The sequence below is a fragment of the Betaproteobacteria bacterium genome (assembly GCA_009377585.1).
Classification (GTDB): Bacteria; Pseudomonadota; Gammaproteobacteria; order Burkholderiales; family WYBJ01; genus WYBJ01.
The window spans coordinates 6,496-23,692 of the sequence record WHTS01000095.1 but is presented as its reverse complement, the minus strand read 5'-3'; the positions used below and the strand labels follow the sequence as shown (position 1 = coordinate 23,692).

The 17,197-nt window shown below is 66.6% G+C and carries 16 protein-coding genes; 3 read left to right on the top strand and 13 right to left on the bottom strand.

The genetic code is table 11. The features are described 5' to 3' along the window. Positions 1-135 precede the first annotated feature (135 nt). Positions 136-1,230 (top strand): hypothetical protein, encoded by a 1,095-nt coding sequence (locus GEV05_23025; protein MPZ46203.1) that lies wholly within the window; start codon positions 136-138, stop codon positions 1,228-1,230. Positions 1,231-1,288: 58 nt separating this feature from the next. On the opposite strand, the gene GEV05_23020 is transcribed toward GEV05_23025, so the two are convergent. From GEV05_23020 to GEV05_22975, 10 genes are all read right to left on the bottom strand, one after another. Continuing rightward, the gene (locus GEV05_23020) at positions 1,289-1,867 is read right to left on the bottom strand and encodes a DUF4124 domain-containing protein (GenBank protein ID MPZ46202.1); all 579 of its coding nucleotides are present in this window, start codon (positions 1,865-1,867) and stop codon (positions 1,289-1,291) included. Between the two features lie 68 nt (positions 1,868-1,935). Next, positions 1,936-3,975 carry an oligopeptidase A gene (locus GEV05_23015; GenBank protein ID MPZ46201.1) on the bottom strand — a complete coding sequence of 680 codons (2,040 nt, stop codon included), beginning with the start codon at positions 3,973-3,975 and terminating at the stop codon, positions 1,936-1,938. 4 nt (positions 3,976-3,979) lie between these two features. Continuing rightward, positions 3,980-5,260: a dihydroorotase gene (locus GEV05_23010; GenBank protein MPZ46200.1), complete on the bottom strand. Its 1,281-nt coding sequence runs from the start codon at positions 5,258-5,260 to the stop codon at positions 3,980-3,982. 120 nt (positions 5,261-5,380) lie between these two features. Continuing rightward, complete coding sequence (locus tag GEV05_23005; protein MPZ46199.1) at positions 5,381-6,331, bottom strand: aspartate carbamoyltransferase catalytic subunit; 951 nt, start codon at positions 6,329-6,331, stop codon at positions 5,381-5,383. A 9-nt stretch (positions 6,332-6,340) separates the two neighbouring features. Beyond that, positions 6,341-6,859, bottom strand: coding sequence for a bifunctional pyr operon transcriptional regulator/uracil phosphoribosyltransferase PyrR (gene pyrR / locus GEV05_23000; protein MPZ46198.1), 519 nt, complete (start codon positions 6,857-6,859; stop codon positions 6,341-6,343). Continuing rightward, entirely contained in the window at positions 6,856-7,413 is a 558-nt protein-coding gene (gene ruvX / locus GEV05_22995) for a Holliday junction resolvase RuvX (GenBank protein MPZ46197.1), read from the bottom strand. The genes pyrR and ruvX overlap by 4 nt, the downstream gene beginning before the upstream one ends. Further along, positions 7,414-7,974: a YqgE/AlgH family protein gene (locus tag GEV05_22990; protein MPZ46196.1), complete on the bottom strand. Its 561-nt coding sequence runs from the start codon at positions 7,972-7,974 to the stop codon at positions 7,414-7,416. A gap of 201 nt (positions 7,975-8,175) precedes the next feature. Further along, a complete protein-coding gene (locus GEV05_22985; GenBank protein MPZ46195.1) occupies positions 8,176-9,633 on the bottom strand; it encodes a TrkH family potassium uptake protein in 1,458 nt (485 codons plus the stop codon). A gap of 49 nt (positions 9,634-9,682) precedes the next feature. Further along, entirely contained in the window at positions 9,683-11,095 is a 1,413-nt protein-coding gene (gene trkA, locus GEV05_22980; GenBank protein ID MPZ46194.1) for a Trk system potassium transporter TrkA, read from the bottom strand. A gap of 84 nt (positions 11,096-11,179) precedes the next feature. Then, positions 11,180-11,923, bottom strand: a complete 744-nt coding sequence (locus tag GEV05_22975) for an inositol monophosphatase (protein MPZ46193.1) — start codon at positions 11,921-11,923, stop codon at positions 11,180-11,182. Between the two features lie 183 nt (positions 11,924-12,106). On the opposite strand from GEV05_22975, the gene GEV05_22970 reads away from it, so the two are divergent. Together GEV05_22970 and GEV05_22965 are read left to right on the top strand one after the other, a co-directional pair. Next, positions 12,107-12,850: a 16S rRNA (uracil(1498)-N(3))-methyltransferase gene (locus GEV05_22970; GenBank protein MPZ46192.1), complete on the top strand. Its 744-nt coding sequence runs from the start codon at positions 12,107-12,109 to the stop codon at positions 12,848-12,850. 271 nt (positions 12,851-13,121) lie between these two features. Continuing rightward, positions 13,122-13,397 carry a hypothetical protein gene (locus tag GEV05_22965; protein MPZ46191.1) on the top strand — a complete coding sequence of 92 codons (276 nt, stop codon included), beginning with the start codon at positions 13,122-13,124 and terminating at the stop codon, positions 13,395-13,397. A 73-nt stretch (positions 13,398-13,470) separates the two neighbouring features. Here the strand turns inward: GEV05_22965 and GEV05_22960 are convergent, their stop codons facing one another. The 3 genes from GEV05_22960 to GEV05_22950 are packed head-to-tail and all read right to left on the bottom strand — an operon-like array spanning position 13,471 to position 17,020. Beyond that, a complete protein-coding gene (locus GEV05_22960) occupies positions 13,471-14,826 on the bottom strand; it encodes a response regulator (protein ID MPZ46190.1) in 1,356 nt (451 codons plus the stop codon). Further along, a complete protein-coding gene (locus tag GEV05_22955) occupies positions 14,823-15,383 on the bottom strand; it encodes a hypothetical protein (protein ID MPZ46189.1) in 561 nt (186 codons plus the stop codon). Before GEV05_22955 ends, GEV05_22960 begins: the two co-directional genes overlap by 4 nt. Next, positions 15,380-17,020, bottom strand: coding sequence for a HAMP domain-containing protein (locus GEV05_22950; GenBank protein MPZ46188.1), 1,641 nt, complete (start codon positions 17,018-17,020; stop codon positions 15,380-15,382). The genes GEV05_22955 and GEV05_22950 overlap by 4 nt, the downstream gene beginning before the upstream one ends. Between the last annotated feature and the right edge of the window lie 177 nt (positions 17,021-17,197).

Here is a 17,197-nt window from a genome sequence, read left to right as displayed (position 1 = left end):
CAGCACAGGGCTTTGGCCGCTTTGCCAGGCATGGTTATTCCGGGAGGCGCCCGCCCATATCATGGTGCTGCGACCGCCGGCATCCCGGTGGTGGGCAGAGTCGGTCGCCGACCGTTTTTTGTGGGATAGAATCCGATCTTGTCCCACAAAGCGTCGGCCGTGGTCAGACTCCGCTACTTCGACCTACCCTTGCATACCGCGTATGCGCAGGCGAAGGAGATCGCGCTTGCCCAGGCGGCCGTACCGCTCCTGACCGCGGGCAGTCTCCAGACCGAGGAGCGGTCGGGCGGGAAGTTCGTCTATCGCTACCGCTACGATGCGAGCGGACGGCGCATCAACGAGTACCTCGGCGCGGCCACCGATCCGCAGACGGCGGTCAAGGCCGAACGGGCGAGGGAGGAGATCGCGGAGCAGGCTGCGATCGCCGAGCATAGCCGACGGCTGCGGAAGATCGGCTTCTACAGCGCCGACAACTCGACGCTGGTGACCGTCGCATCGCTCTTCAATGCCGGCGTGTTCGGCGGCGGCGGAGTATTGGTCGGCACGCACGCCTACGGGGCGATCCTCAACGAGCTGGGCGTTTTGGCCTCACCGTTCCCCATGACGGAAGACGTCGACGTCGCGAGCGGCCGGAGCATCGAGCTCGCGGCGCTGCCGCAAGGCGGTCTGCTTGCATTGCTTCGCCAGACCGGTTTGCCGTTCCACGAAGTTCCGGCGCTCGAGCGCGGTGGCCCCGCCACTTCGTTCAAGGTCCGAGGGCGAAATCTCAAGGTCGATCTGCTCGTGCCGGCACGCGGCAAGCCGTATGTGCCGGTACTCGTGCCGGAGCTGGACGCTCACGCGATCGCGCTGCCATACCTGCAGTATTTGCTCAGGAGCACGATCTCGTCCGTTCTGATCGGTCGTGACCGCATCGTGCCGGTGACCGTGCCGCATCCCGGTTGGTTCTGCCTGCACAAGCTCGCGCTGTACGCGCTGCGGACGGGCGCCGAGAACCCGAAGCGGGAGAAGGATGTGTACCAAGGCGCCGCGCTCGCAATGGCGCTGGCACACAAGCAGGACTTCCTGCTGATCGAAGCGATCGAGTCGATGGACAGCAAGCTCAAGGCGGCGATTCGGCCCGGCGTCGAACGGGCGCTGTCGCTTATCGGCGAGGATCAACCGGAAGTGGCGAGTCTGCTCGGCCCGTATGGCGGCAGGCGGCGCTACGCCCGAAGCTCGAAGCGTTGACCGCACGGGCCCGTTCGCTACGCCGTGACTCGCCTACACCAGAGCAATTGAGCACTACCTACTTGGCCGGTCCGGCGGCCTGGGCGCCTTGAGCGGGCGGCGGCGCGCCGGCTCCTGCAGCGGGCTTGACCACCACGGGCGCCTCCACGCTCGGAATGGCGTGTGGCTCCAACGCCGGTGCGTTGCGCGGATAGCCCGCCGTATCCAGCGCGGCGTTCCACTGGCTTTCGTCGAAGCCTTTCAGCTTCTGGTTCGTGCCGATCACCAGCAGCGGCACGGAGTTGTCCCCGCCGCTCACCTGCTTCCATGCTTCCTGTTCGCTCTGGCGGGAAGGATTGCGCACGGTGTGCGGAACGCCACGGCGCGCCAGGTAGTCGCGGGCCCGGTTGCACAGATCGCCGCAGTCGCTCATCCATACGGTAACCGGATTGCGCTTGGCGGCCTCCTGCACGGCAAACGGAGCGCCTGTCGTCTGAATGGTGTTCGGAACGATCTTTTGTTCCTCGGCGTTGCGCGCGTTGGGCGGCGGCGGGATGTCCGAATACTGCACGCGTCCCTGCGCATCGACCCACTTGTACATGGCGGCGTGCACCGGTACCGCGAGCGCTACGGCGAGCGCCAGAACAAGGAATTTCATCGTCTCCTCGCTTCGAGCCAGGTCGACTCACTGTAACACAGCCGATCCCCGCCCACGCAGGCAGGGCGTCACGCCGGCACGGCGTCGCTCATGCCGGTATGGCGCAGCAGGGCATCGATGCGCGGCTCGCGCCCGCGGAAGGCGACGAACGATTCGAGCGCCGGGCGGCTGCCGCCCACGCCGAGGATCTCGTCGCGGAAGCGCTTGCCGGTCTCGGCGTTGAGCACGCCGGTTTCCTCGAACAGGCTGTAGACGTCGGCGGACAGGACTTCGGCCCACTTGTAGCTGTAGTAGCCGGCGGCATAGCCGCCGCCGAAGATGTGACTGAAGCTGTTGGCGAAGCGATTGTAGGGCGGGGGCACGAGCACCGCGATTTCGGCGCGCACGCGGGCCAGTACGTCCTCGGTGGTTTCGGCGCCGTCCGGATCGTGCGCGCTGTGCAGCAGCATGTCGAACAGCGAGAACTCGAGCTGGCGCACGGTCTGCATGCCGATCTGGAAATTCCTCGCCGCCAACATCCGATCGAACAGTGCGCGCGGCAGGCGCTCGCCCGTCTCGACCTGCCGCGTCATCGGCGCCAGCACCTCCCACTCCCAGCAGAAGTTCTCCATGAACTGGCTGGGGAGCTCGACCGCATCCCATTCCACGCCGCTGATGCCCGCGACCGGTAGATCCTCGACGCGCGTGAGCAGATGGTGCAGCCCGTGTCCGAACTCGTGGAACAGGGTGCTTACGTCGTCGTGCGTGAGCAGCGCCGGCTTGCCGGCGACCGGCGCGGAGAAGTTGCAGGTGAGATACGCCACCGGCGCCTGGATCGCGGCTCCGATGCGGCGGCGGGTGATGGCATCGTCCATCCACGCGCCGCCGCGCTTGCCGGAGCGCGCGTACAAGTCGAGATAGAACTGGCCGACCCGCTCGCCGGCGCGATCGATCAGGCTGAAGAAGCGCACGTCCGGATGCCACAGCGGCGCCCGGTCTTCTCTCACGGCCAGGCCGTACAGCCGCTCCACCAGGCCGAACAAGCCGTTCAGCACCTGATCCTCGGGGAAATACTGCTTCACTTCCTGGTCCGAAAACGCATAGCGCGCGATGCGCAGCCGCTCCGAGGCGTAGGGAACGTCCCAGGCTTGCAAGCTGTCGAGACCAAGCTCCGCGCGAGCGAATGCCTTCAATTCCTCCAGGTCACGCTCGGCGAACGGCTTCGCGCGTCGCCCCAGGTCGTGCAGGAATTCGAGCACCTCGGCAGGCGATTTCGCCATCTTGGGCTCGAGCGAATACTGAGCGTAGTTCTCGAAGCCCAGCAGCTCGGCCAGCTCGCGTCGCAACTTCAGGATGCGGGCGATGATCGGCGTGTTGTTCCATTCCGCGTTGCCGAATTCCGAGGCGCGCGTCGCGTAGGCGCGATACATCAGCTCGCGCAAACCCCGGTCGGTCGCATACTGCATGACGGGCAGGTACGACGGCATGTGCAGCGTGAATTTCCAGCCATCCTGTCCCGCATCCTGAGCAGCCTTGTGCGCCGCCGCCAGCACATCGTCCGGAATGCCGGCAACGCGGTCACGATCGGTCTCGATGTGGGAGAACGCATCGGTGGCATCCAGAATGTTGTCGGAGAAGCGCGAGGTGAGCTCGGCGAGCTCTTCGCGTACCGCCTTGAAGCGCTGCTTGCGCTCGGGCGGGAGCTCGGCGCCGCCCAGGCGGAAATCGCGCAGCTCGTTCTCGATGACCTTGCGCCGGGCGGGATTGAGCGCAGCGAGCTCCTGCGATTGCGACAGCATGCGGTAGCGCTCGAACAAGGCCTCGTTCTGGCCGAGCTCGGTCCAGTATTGCGTGACCTTGGGCAGTGCGGCGTTGTAGGCTTCGCGCAACTCGGGCGTGTTCACGACCGCATTGAGATGCGCAACCTGTCCCCAGGTGCGGCCGAGGCGCTCGTTGGCGTCGATCAGCGGCTGTACGAAATCGTCCCAGGTGACGGGCGTTTGCGCCTGCGTCAGGCACGCGACGGCTGCGCGGCATTCGGCCAGCAGCGTGTCGATCGCCGGTGCCACCAACTGCGGCCCGAAATCGCTGAAGCGGGGCAAGCCCGAATAGTCCAGCAGTGGATTCATCGCTTCACCTTCCCAGCGCGTAGACGACCTGGCCTTCGACCAGGGTGTAGTGCACCTGTCCACGCAGCTCCCATTTGAAAAAAGGCGTGTTCTTGCCCATGCTCCGAAGCGACTGGGCGTCGATGCGCCAATAGCTGTCCGGATCGAACACGCACAGGTCGGCATCGCCGCCGACGCTCAACCGGCCCGCCTGGATGCCGAGGATACGCGCCGGCTCGCAGGTGATTCTTGCCAGCGCGGCCGCCAGGGGAATGGCACTTTCTTCCCCCCATTTGAGCGTCAGGGGCAGGAGCAGTTCCAGCCCGGTGGCGCCGGCGTCGGACTCGGCGAACGGAAGCTGCTTGGCGTCCTCGTCCACCGGGGTGTGGTCGGAGCACAACGCATCGATGGTGCCGTCGCTCAGGCCCGCGCGCAGCGCGTCGCGGTCGCGCTGGCTGCGCAACGGCGGCACCAGGTGGCAATTGGAGTCGTAGTAGCCGATGTCCATCTCGCTCAGGTGCAGGTGATGGATCGAGAGGTCGCAGGTGACCTTCAAGCCCTGGGCGCGCGCCTCGCGCAGCATCGCGAGCCCGGCAGCACTGGAGATTCGACAGAAATGAACCCGCGCATCGGTGTCGCGCATGAGATGCAGGATGGTCGCGATGGCGATGGTCTCGGCCGAGACCGGGATGCCGGCCAGTCCCAGGCGGGTGGCGACCTGGCCGTCGTGGGCGACACCGCCGCGGCCGAGAAAATGCTCCTGCGGGCGCAGCCACACCCGGTAGTCGAAGGTGGAGGCGTACTGCAGCGCGCTCATCAGCACCGCGGTATCGACCAGCGGCGCGTCGGCCTGGGTGAATGCGATGCAGCCGGCCTCGGTCAGCTCCGCCATTTCGGTCAGCCGCTCGCCGCGCAGCCCCTGGGTCAGGGCGCCCAGCGGATACACGCGCGCCTGGTTGAGGTTCCGGGCGCGATGCTTGAGCATCTCCACCAGCCCAGGCTCGTCCAGCGGCGGATCGGTGTCGGGCAGGCAGGCGAGACTCGTGACACCGCCCGCGACCGCGGCGTTCATTTCCGATTCCAGCGTGGCGATGTGCTCGTAGCCCGGCTCGCGCAGGCGCACGGCGAGATCGATGAGCCCCGGACAAATCACCAGGTTGCTCGCATCGATTTCGTGCTCGGGGCGAAAACCTTCGGGCCGCTTTCCCAGGCCGGCGATCCGGCCCTCGGCAATGTAGAGATCCTGAACGGCATCGAGCCCGCTCGCAGGATCGATCACCCGGCCGCCACGGATGTGGATCTTCATGCTAGTGTCCTGAGTCAGAACTTCGTCACCCCCGCGAATGCGGGGGTCCAGGTGGAGTCTCGTTCTGGATTCCCGCTTGCGCGGGAATGACGAATTGCGACGAATTTACGATTCATCACACTAGCTGCTCGCAACCATCGACATGACCGCCATGCGGATCGCGATGCCGAACGTGACCTGCGGCAGGATGACCGACTGGCTGCCGTCGGCCACGCTCGAATCGATCTCCACCCCGCGGTTTATCGGACCCGGATGCAACACGATGGCATCGGGGCGCGCGAACGCGAGCTTCTCCGGCGTGAGCCCGTAGTTCTTGAAGAATTCCTGTGGGCTCGGCAGCAGCGGCCCTTGCATGCGCTCGTTCTGCAGCCGCAGCATCGTGATCACGTCGACGTCCTTCAGACCCGCGGCCATGTCGTGATAGACGTGCACGCCCAGTGCGCCGATGTCGCGGGGGAGCAGCGTGCGCGGTCCGATCGCCCGGATCTCCGGGCAGCCGAGCCGCGCCAGGGCATGGATTTGCGAACGCGCGACGCGCGAGTGCAGCACGTCGCCCACGATCGCCACGCGCAGGTTCGAGAACTCGTTCTTGTAGTGGCGAATGGTGAAGACATCGAGCAGTCCTTGCGTGGGATGCTCGTGGCGGCCGTCGCCGGCATTGATGACGTGGATATCGGGCGATACGTGCTTGGCGATGAGGTGTGCCGCGCCGCTTTGGGCGTGCCGCACCACGAACAGGTCGGCATTCATCGCAGCCAGGTTGGCGACCGTGTCGAGCACCCGTTCGCCCTTGTTCTGCGACGAGGTCGAGATGTTGAGATTGATGACGTCGGCCGAGAGGCGCTTGGCGGCGATCTCGAAGGTGGTGCGGGTGCGGGTGCTCGCTTCGAAGAACAGATTGAAGACGCTCTTGCCGCGCAGCAGCGGAACCTTCTTCACCTCGCGTTCGCCGATGCTCACGAACGAGCGCGCGGTATCGAGGATCTGCCACAGGATCGACGCCGGCAGCCCTTCGATGTCGAGCAGGTGCGTGAGCTCGCCCCTGGCGTTCAATTGCGGGTTCGCTGTCATGGCTAAACGCTAATGACCCGCTGCGGCCGTGTTCTCGCTCAGCTTGAGCGTGAGCCGTCCGTGCTCGTCGCGGGTGAGCTCGATATTCTGGTCGAACGCGACCTCGACGCGTGCACCGACGAACTGGGGCGCGATCGGCAGCTCGCGCCCGCCGCGGTCGATCAGTGTGGCGAGCCGAATGCTGGCTGGCCGGCCATAGTCGAACAGTTCGTTCATCGCGGCGCGGATGGTGCGGCCGGTATAGAGCACGTCGTCGACCAGGATCAGGTCGCGCCCGTCGACCTCGAACGGAATCGTGGACGGTCTCACCTGCGTGCGCAGCCCGCGCTGCTCGAAATCGTCGCGATAGAAATTCACGTCCAGCGTACCGAGTGGAACAGCGAGCTCGAGATCGCGATGCAGCCGCTCGGCGAGCCACACGCCGCCGGTATGGATTCCGATCAGCGCCGTGTTGTCCCGGATCGCACTTCCGACCTGCCCGGCAAGCGCTTGCAGCAGCGCCTCGGCATCCGGCAGCCGGGTCGTCATGCGCAACCCTCACGCCCGGCCGAGGCCGGCGTGCGAGAGCACTCGAACCAGCTCTCCAGGATCACGCACGCCGCCATGGCGTCCAGCTGCGGCTTCTGACTCCGAGCAGGTCGACCCGCGGCCGACAGCCGGCGGCTGGCATCCCATGAGGACAGGGTTTCGTCCACGCGCTCGACCGGCACGCCGAAGCGCGCAGCAAGCCGCCGCTCGAAGCGCTGCAAAGCCGGCGCCAGGGGATGCGGCTCGGCGCCGCGGCTGGCCGGATGTCCGAGCACGAAACGCACGGGCTGCCACTCATCGACCAGGCGCGCGATCGCCTCGAAGCGCCGGCGATTGTCCTCCGCGGCGATGGTGGCCAGCGGGTGCGCGATGCCAAGCCGCATATCCCCGACCGCAACCCCGATCCGCCTCGTACCGAAATCGAATGCGAGCACGGTCCCGTCGGCACCGTCGCGCTTGGCCGCCACTGCATCGGGATCGAAGGAACCGGCGGGGTGGAATTCGGCGGCGCTGCTGCAGCCGGCCGAGCTCACGGCTGCGCGCCTCGCGCGCATTCAGGCATGACCGGCCTGCTCCGACAAGCTCGCAAGATCGACGCCGAGCAACTGCATGGCCGCGGGCAGCCGTTCTTCGAACGGCACGTCGAAGATCACCTCGGGCGAGGCCGGCACCGTGAGCCAGGCATTCTGCGACAGCTCGTTCTCCAGCTGCCCCGGCGCCCAGCCGGCATAACCGAGCGTCACCAGGAGCTTGCTCGGTCCTTCGCCGCTGCCTACGGCGACCAGGATGTCCTTGGACGTCGTCAGGCCGATGCGGCCGTTGACGGCCAGCGTGGACTGCCATTCCCCGATCGGCTGGTGCAACACGAAGCCGCGATCGACCTGAACCGGTCCGCCGAAGTGCACGGGCGTCTTCGCCAACTCGGCGTCGGCGTGCGGAACGCTCACCTGTGCCAGCAGCGCCGACAGCGTCATGTCGATCGGGCGGTTCACGACCAGGCCGAGCGCACCCTGATCGTTGTGTTCGCAGACATACGTGAGCGTGCGCGAGAAGTTCGGATCGACCATGTTCGGCATGGCGATCAGGAAATGATCCGTGAGGTTCATGCTGAGCATACAGGCATTGTAAACGCGCGCCCGGGGCTTCACAACGAGACCCGGCCCGGCTCCCTGCGCCGCGCGGTTTCCCACGAATTTTCAAGCCGCTTTCTCGGGGTCAGGGTCTCCCATGTTGCACCGTTACGCCGACATACGCGGCTGATTGGCAGAAAGCATGCAACATGGGAGACCTGACCCCCTGGTTACGCCGGCGCGCGCTCACGTGCGCCAGTATGCCGGTGTGAACAGGATGAGAACGGTGAAGATCTCCAGGCGGCCGAGCAGCATGGTCGCGGTGCAGATCCAGATCTGAGCATCGGACAGGTTCGCGAAATTCGCTGCCGGTCCAACTTCGTGCAGCCCCGGCCCGATGTTGCACAGGGACGCGACGGCGGCCGAAAGCGCCGTGAGCGGCGGCAATCCCGATCCGGCCAGCAGCAGCGAGGCGACCACCAGAGTTGCTACCCACGCAAAGAAAAAGGCGAGCACGCCGAAGATGGTCCGTCCCGGGATCACCTGACCGGCCACTTTCACCGGGGTGATGGCGTTCGGATGCAGCATGCGCACCATATCGCGGTAGATCTGGCGATAGAGCACGATCGCACGGATCATGCGGATTCCGCCGCCGGTCGAACCGGAACAAGCGGCAAATGTGCCGAGAAAGAGCAGCCAGAGCGGGGCGAACGACGGCCAGATGCCGTAGTCGGTCGTGGAGTATCCGGTCGTGGTCGCGATCGAGATGGTGTTGAAGGCCGCGTAGCGAATCGACGTCGCCAGGTCCGGATAGACTTCGTGCGCCCAGAGGTAACCGCCGATCAGCAGCACGCTCGCGCTCAGCAGGAAGAGGTAAGTCGTCGCCTCGGGGTCCTTGCGATAGGCGGCGATGCTGCGACCGCGCCATGCAATGAAGTGGGTGGCGAAGTTGATCCCGGCGACCAGCATGAACACGATCGCCACCGCCTCGATGGCGGGCGACTCGAAGTAGCCGATGCTCGCGTCGTGCGAGGAGAAACCGCCCAGCCCCATGGTGGTGAAGGCGTGCACGAGCGCGTCGATCCACCCCATCCCTGCCGCCCAGTAGGCGAGAAGGCACAGCGCGGTGAGCACGACGTAAACGGTCCAGAGCGCCTTGGCCGTTTCCTTGATGCGCGGTGTCATGCGCGCGTCCTTCATCGGCCCGGGCATCTCGGCGCGGTAGATCTGGCGCCCGCCCAGTCCGAGCAGCGGCAGTATGGCGACCGCCAGAACGAGAATTCCGAGCCCGCCCAACCACTGCAGCTCGGCACGCCAGACGTTGATCGACGGCGGCAGGCGATCGAGCCCCGTGAGCACCGTGCCGCCGCTCGCCGTGAGCCCGGCCACGGACTCGAAATAGGCGTCGGTGAAGCTGAGGCCCGGAATGGACAGCAACAGCGGCACCGTGGCGAAAGCTGCGCCACCGACCCAGGCGAACACAACCAGGGTAATGCCGTCGCGGGGCTTCAAGTCCTGACGAAAGCGCCGGGTCGCGAGCCAGAGCACGTATCCGGCCGCGCTGTTGATCGCCATGGATTGAGCGAATGCGTGCGCCGCGCCGTCGGCAAGCCCGATCGAGACCGCGAGCGGCACGAGGTGCCACAAGCTCATGACCATCGCAATCAGCCCCAGCAGCGGGGCCACCGGGAGCAGGCTGTTCAAGTCCGCTCACCGCGCATGGCCGCGCCCTCGGATGCATGCATCGGCATGCTCAGAGAAAGCCTACGCCGACCTGGAACAGCTTCTCGACCTTGGGCACGATGCGCTTGTTGACCGCGAAAACGATGACGTGATCGTCGGCCTGGATGACGGTGTCGTGGTGGGCAATGATCACCTCGTCGGCGAAGCCCCGCGAATCGCGCCGCTCGGGCACGGGGCTGCGCCGGACCAGGGCCGCGATCGTTGCGCCCTTGGGCAGATCGATCTCCTCGACCTTGCGCCCGACCACCTTGGAGGACTTGCGATCGCCGTGGGCGATCAGCTCGAGAGCCTCGGCGGCCCCGCGGCGCAGCGAATGCACCGCCACGCAGTCGCCTCTGCGCACGTGCGCGAGCAGCGTGCCGATGGTGGCCTGCGCGGGCGATATGGCGATGTCGATACGGCCCGTCTGCACCAGGTCGACATAGGAGGTGCGATTGATGAGCGCGATCGTCTTGCGCGCACCCATGCGCTTGGCGAGGAGCGACGACATGATGTTGTTCTCGTCGTCGTTGGTGACGGCGCAGAAGATGTCCATCTCGTCGGCGTTCTCGGACTCGAGCAGTTCCTCGTCGGTGATGTCGCCCGCGATCACCAGCGTCTTGTCCAGCTCGGAAGCGAGGCGCTGGGCGCCGGCCTTGTTGAATTCGATCAGCTTCACGTCGTAGTGCTGCTCGAGCGCGCGCGCGAGCCTGCGACCGATGTTGCCGCCGCCGCCGATCAGCACCCGGCGCGCCGGCTTGTCCATGCGCCGCAGCTCGCGCAGGACGTCGCGAATGTGCTCGCTGGCGGCGAGGAAGAACACCTCGTCGCCCGCTTCGATCACGGTGCTGCCCTCGGGCATGATCGGGCTGTCGCGCCGGAAGATCGCAGCCACGCGCGCATTGATGTGCGGCATGTGCGAGCGGATTTCCTGCAGCTGATGGCCGACCAGCGGCCCGCCGTGGAAGGCGAGCACGGCGACCAGCGACAGCCGTCCGCCGGCGAACTCGAGCACCTGCAGCGATTCCGGAAACTCGATCAGCTTGACGATGTAATCGGTCAGGATCTGCTCGGGGCAGATGGCGAGATCGACCGCGAAGTTGTCCGCGGAGAAGATATCCGGATGGTTGAGGTAGTCGGCGGCGCGGATGCGCGCGATCCGGGTGGGCGTGTTGAACAGCTTGTGCGCGAGCTTGCAGGCGACCAGGTTGGTCTCGTCGCTCTGGGTCACCGCCACCAGCATGTCGGCATCCTCGATCCCGGCCTGAATGAGCACCGACGGATGGCTGGCGTTGCCGGCAACCGTGCGCAGGTCGAAGCGATCCTGCAGTTGCGCCAGGCGCGCCGCATTGATGTCGACGACGGTGATGTCGTTGGCTTCGGAGACGAGGCTTTCGGCTACGCTCGAGCCGACCTGGCCGGCGCCGAGGACGAGGATCTTCAAGATTGCCGCAGTGCAAAAAACGCGATTCTAGCCCGGATGGCGCAGCTCGCCCGGTCGAATTCGAGCCGCACCGCCAGCCGCGCGTCAGCCCGGATCGCCGGCATGGGCGCGAAGCCATGTCTTCCAGGCTTCGAACAGCACCGGGTCGAGCGCCGCGATGACGGAGCGACGCCACAGCGGCGCAGCCCAGAAGTCGTCGTGATCCAGGCTGCATATGCGCCCGTTGGCTTCGCTCATGATGAGCGCACCGGCGGCATAGTCCCACAGCCGCTGGCCGCCGTGCAGGTAGACGTCGAAGCGTCCGGCCGCGGCGTAACACCATTCGAGCGTGCTTGCGCCGTAGTTGCGCTGGGACATGTACGGGGGCGAAATGGCGAGACTTTGCGCCAGGCGCCGCTCCAGACGCTTGAGGTCCACGCCGGCCATGGCGTTCTCGAGCACTGGCACGTAGCTCTTGATCGGCAGCCGCTCGCCGTTGAGAAACGCCCCTCGCCCGTGCGCCGCATGGAAGGCTTCGTCCGCCACCGGGTCGTACACCACGCCGAGCACCGGCCGGCCGTGGCGCATCAGGGCGACCGACACGGCGAAGTAAGGCAGGCCGTTGACGAAGTTCGACGTGCCGTCGATCGGATCGACGCACCACAGCCCTGCATCGCCTTCCAGCCATTGCAGCGCCTGCTCTTGCTGGGTCATTTCCTCGGCCAGCACCGGCACTGGCACAAGGCTCGACAGCGCGGATTTCAGCGCATCCTGCGCGGCCAGGTCGGCTGCGGTGAAGAGGCTGCCGTCGGCCTTGCGGCTATGGGCGACCTTGAGGTAGCGCGGCATGATCTCGCGCGCCGCGACCGCGCGCACGATCGCGAGCACCGGCTCGACGAGACGCGCATCGGCATGCGGATCGGAACGGGGCAAGCGATTGACTCGACGCGACTGTTTTGGCTAACCGAGGCCGATGTGCCAAGATTGCGGGCCCGCGCATTGCGAAGCGCGCCACCGGCCGAACCGTGCAGCATGAAGCTTCCGCGAGTCTACCATCGCGCTCCGATGCAGGTCGGGCGCGATACCACATTGGACGATGGGCCTTCGCGACACGTGGCCCGCGTGCTGCGCATGCGGCCCGGCGATGCGATCACGCTGTTCGACGGCGAGGGCGGCGAATACCGCGCGGCGATCCGGACGCTAGAGCGCGACAGCGTGCGGGTTCGGGTCGAAGCGCACGCGCCCATCGAACGGGAATCCGCCCTGCGGGTTGGCCTCGCCCAGGTGGTGTCCGCGGGCGAGCGGATGGATCTCACGGTGCAGAAGGCCGTCGAGCTGGGGGTCGTCTGGATCCAGCCGTTGCTGGCGCGCCGTGGCAAGGTGCGGCTGGGCGACGAGCGCGCGGACAAGCGCGTACAGCATTGGCAGCGGGTCGCGATCGCCGCGTGCGAGCAATGCGGCCGCAACCAGGTGCCGGCTGTGAAGCCGCTGCTGGACCTGGCCGACTGGCTGAGCACGCTCTCCGACGCGCAACGCGGTATGCTGTGCGGCATTGTGCTGGAGCCGGGCGCGTCGCTGCGGCTGTCGCAGGCCGGGCCGCTGGCGGGCGAGGTTGTATTGCTGGCCGGGGCCGAATCGGGTTTCGCCGACGAAGAACTCGCGCTGGTGCGACGCATGGGTTTCGTCGCCGTGAGTCTCGGCCCGCGCGTGCTGAGGACCGAGACCGCGGGCATGGCGGCACTGGCCGCCATGCAGGCGTTGTGGGGCGACTTCTAGCCCGTGCCAGCGGTGTAAACCGTTTGTCCGGCCCGGACGTTGCTGAGCTGTTGCGCGTTTTTGCCGCGTCGAACCGCAAAGGGTTGTCATGAACGCATGCGTACGTAGGATCGGAGGGTATGCGGCGGTGGTCGCCATGGTCATGGCCGGTACGAGCGTCGCGCACGAAGGAAATGCGCTTGGCGCCGCGTGGCCGCCGCAACGAGTCGAGCCGGCTGCTCATCCGCACCCCGGCGCGGGAAACGCCGCACATCCCGCGCTGGATCCACTTGTGCGCGCGCTCGTCATCGGCATCGCGGCCAACATTCTGCGCGAAGCGGCGGCGCAGCCCGACCCCGTCGACGCGCTGGGCAACGCGGTCGAGCGGCGCATCGTAGCCGCGCTTGCCGATCCGAACACCATGCGACTGGTGGAAAGCGCTGTGAAGCACGCGTTCCAGGATGCGCCGGTGGAGTTACGCGAGCCCTTGGCACTGTTTGCTGCCAGCGTGCTGCACAGCATGCGCAGCGAGATGTTGCAGGACATGCGTCCGCGCCACCGTTACTGACGCTTCCTGCCGAACGCGCGCGGGGAAACGCCCGGGCGCCCCATCGGCGAATCAGGGCGAATCAGGGGCGTTATCAACGAACCAACGCTTTGAACGCGGAAGGTTCGAGCTTGTGGCGCTGGAGCAGCTTGTAGAACTCGGTTCGATTGCGCCGTGCGAGCCGGGCTGCCTGCGTCACGTTACCCGAAGTGATCTTGAGCAGCTGCACCAGGTAGTCGTGCTCGAAGCGCCGGCGCGCCTCCTCCAGCGAAGTGAACTGGCGGCTCTGATGCTTGATCGCATCCTGCACCGCACTTTCCGGAACCACGGCTGAAGTCGCGAGCGCCACCGCCTGCTCGACGACATTGCGCAGCTGGCGGACGTTGCCGGGCCAGTCCGCGGCGACCAGCAGCGCCATCGCCTCGGGCGAGACGCCGTTGACCTGGCGCTCGTAGCGCGTGGCCAGCTCGCGCAGGAAGTGCATGGCGAGCAGCGGAATATCGTCGCGGCGCTCAGCGAGCGCCGGCAAACGCAGCGTCACGACGTTCAGCCGATAGTACAGATCATCGCGAAACGAGCCCTCCGCAACCGCAGCCTCGATGTTGCGATGACTGGCGGAGATGAGCCGGACGTCGATCTCGCGCGCGCTGGTGGAGCCGACCGGGCGCACATGACGCTCCTGCAGCACCCGCAACAGCTTCGCCTGCAGCGCGAGCGGCATGTCGCCGATTTCGTCCAGCAGGATCGTTCCGCCCTCGGCCGCCGCGAACAGCCCGGGGTGATCGCGGGTTGCGCCGCTGAAGGAGCCTCTCATGTGACCGAACAGCTCCGACTCGAGCAGCTCGGCGGGGATCGCCGCGCAATTGATGGCAACGAAGGGCTGTGCGGCGCGTGGGCTCGCCTCGTGGATTGCGCGCGCGAGCAATTCCTTCCCTGATCCACTCTCCCCCAGGATCAGCACGCTGGCCTCGGTGGGCGCAATGAGCCGCGCCTTGGCGATGAGCTCCTGCATGCGCGAGCTGCGCGTGACGATGCCGTTGAGCCAGGTGGATTCGTCCGGCGACGGCGTGTGGCTGGCCAATCCGAGATTGAGCGCGCGCCCCACTTCGGACAACAGGTTCTGCGGGTCCACCGGCTTGGTGAGATAACCGAATACGCCGCGTCGCGTTGCCGCGACCGCGTCGGGGATCGTGCCATGCGCGGTCAGGATGATGACCGGCAGCGTTGGATACGCCGTACGCACCGCGTCGAATAGCGCGAGCCCGTCCATGCCGCCCATGCGCAGATCGGTGATGACCAACGCCGGTCGATCGACAGCCATTTGCGCCAAGGCGCGTTCGCCGCTCGGCGCGGCGCTCACGCGGTAGCCGGCGCCTTCCAGGCGGATGGTAAGAAGCCGTAACAGATCGGGGTCGTCGTCGACCACCAGGACGCCGGGCTGAATGCTCATCGCGAACGCAACTCCCGTGCGGTTGAACGCTCCTGCATTTCTTTCTCCAGCGCCTTGATGCGCTCCAGTTTTCTTTGCAATGCCGCCGCCTGCTCGCCGCGTCGGCGTTGTTCTGCGAGCAACGTCGAGGCAAGCAAGGCGAGCTCGTGGTAGTCGCTACGCAGATCCCGAACCAATGGCTCCAGCAACTCCAGGGCCTGGGATTCCTCGGCAGCCGAGACGCCCGGCATGCTGAACGCCAGCGCGAGGCGGATACGGTCGTAATCCGAGCGCGAGGCGGCGAACGATTTGCGCAAGCGCTCTTGTTCCTGCCGCTGTTCGCGCGCCGGGCGCTCCTTCAAAGCCGCATAAAAGCGCAGCGCCCGCAGGGCAGCCGGCGCTTCCGGGATGGCAACCGGTGGCGGCGTCGGCGCGACCTCGACGGGCGGAGCCGGCTCCGCTACCGGGGGAGCTGGTTGCGGCGCGATGGCTGGAGGCGGTTTCTCGACGCCGACTGTGGTGCACGCCGCGAGCAGCAGGCTGGCGATCAGCGTTCGCAGGTAAGAATACACCTTCATTCGTTCACCGCGCGCGGCAGCATCGGCAAAATCACGCACACTTGCGCACCGCCGCGCTCATCGTCCGTCACCATCGCCTTGCCGCCATGAGCGAGCGCGTACTCACGCACGATCGACAGGCCCACGCCGCTGCCCTTGATGGCGCCGCTCGCCGCCGCCTCGCCCTGGTAGTAGGGATCGAACACCCGCTCGCGGTCCTGCGGCGGAATGCCGTGGCCTTGGTCGCGAATTCCGATGGTGATCGCGTCGTGTTCGCGGCGCGCGAACAGCTCGATGGCGGTTGCCGCAGGCGCATGCTTGATCGCATTGGAGAGCAGATTATCGACGATGACGCGCAGCTTGTCGGGATCCGCGCTGAGGTAATCCGCATCCGGCGCCACGTCCACCTCGATACGCAACCGCTTCGCGCGTGCCGCGAGCTGGTGGCTTTGGCGCACCTCCGAAAACAATGCATCCAGCTCGACCCGGTCGATGTTGAGCGTCAGGCGCCTGAAATCGGCTTCGCCGAGCTGGAGCAGATCCTCGATCCTGCGCTGCAATTCGAGCCCGTTGCGGCGCAGGATCGCCATCAGCTCGCGCTCGGTGTCGGTGCGGTCGCGGCCGCCACGTTCGGCCAGGAGATCGGTGCTTTCGCGCACGGCGGCAAGCGGCGTCTTGAGCGCATGGGCCACCTGGCGCAGGAAGCGGTTCTTCTGCTGCTCGAGGTCGAGCAGCTCGAGCCGCAGCCATTCCAGCCGGCGTCCGAGCTCCTCCAGGGCGCGTGGCCCGTTGACCTCCACCGGCGCGGACAGCTTGCCCGAGCCGATGGCGCTGATCGCCTGGTCGAGCTCGCGCACCGGTCGCGCCAGCATGATGGCAAAACTCCAGATCATTGCGATCGCGAGCGGAATGGCGACCGCGGACAACCAGAACATCGCCCGCTGCGCGCGCTGGGCGATCGCCGTCATGTTCGCGCTCTCGCGCTCGATCAGTGCGTCGCTGCGCTCGATGATGTCTTCGGCCAGCCGGTTTGCCTGGGCGAAACGTGCGATCACGGGGCCGGGCTCGGCCCCGTCCGCGTCGGGCTTGCCCGGCTGCGCCAGGCTGAGATAGATCGTCTGCTCGATCTCGAGCACCCGGTCGAGCTTCGCGCGCTGCTCGGCGTCGAACGGCAGATCCAGCAGCCGCTCCGCCGTGGCGCTCAATTTCCGGCGTAGCGCCGGGTAATGCGCCGGCAGCGACTCCTCCGCGAAGATGACCGATTGGCGTGCGGCGCGTTCCAGCTCGCGCAACAGAGCGGCGATGCGACGGCTTGCCTGCGTGGTTTCTACGGCGCGATTGAGTGCGCTCTGGCCGGTCACTGCCAGCCGGTCGGTGTAATGCGCGCTCGTCGCCAGCCCGATCAGCAGCGGCGCCGCCACCAGGGCGACACCGGCAATCAGAAGGCCGAGAAAGGACCGCGGATAGGGCAGGCGCATGAGGGAAAGGGGAGCATACAGCGCCTCGTGGACGTCATCCACTTTGCGAAAGTTCATTGAAGGCCGCAGCTTGCACGCATGACGCGTCGACGCGCGTGGGTGGCGCGGATACCTGCCGGTGGGATTGTAATCCGTGGCGGATGCCGACGGCCGTGTTTCCTGGACCGGGCCGAGTCGCATATCATCACGCCTGCTCGAAACCGTACGCGCGGCGGGTTTGCGACGCCTTCGCCCTGGGAGCAGGTCGGGGTGGGGACGAGACGTCGCGGCTGCGTTCCTCGGCGCCAGCCGATAGCCACGCCCCTCGTGCCGTCCTTTACGGGAGGTGTGTCTGGACGCGTCTGCCCTGGCTTCGCC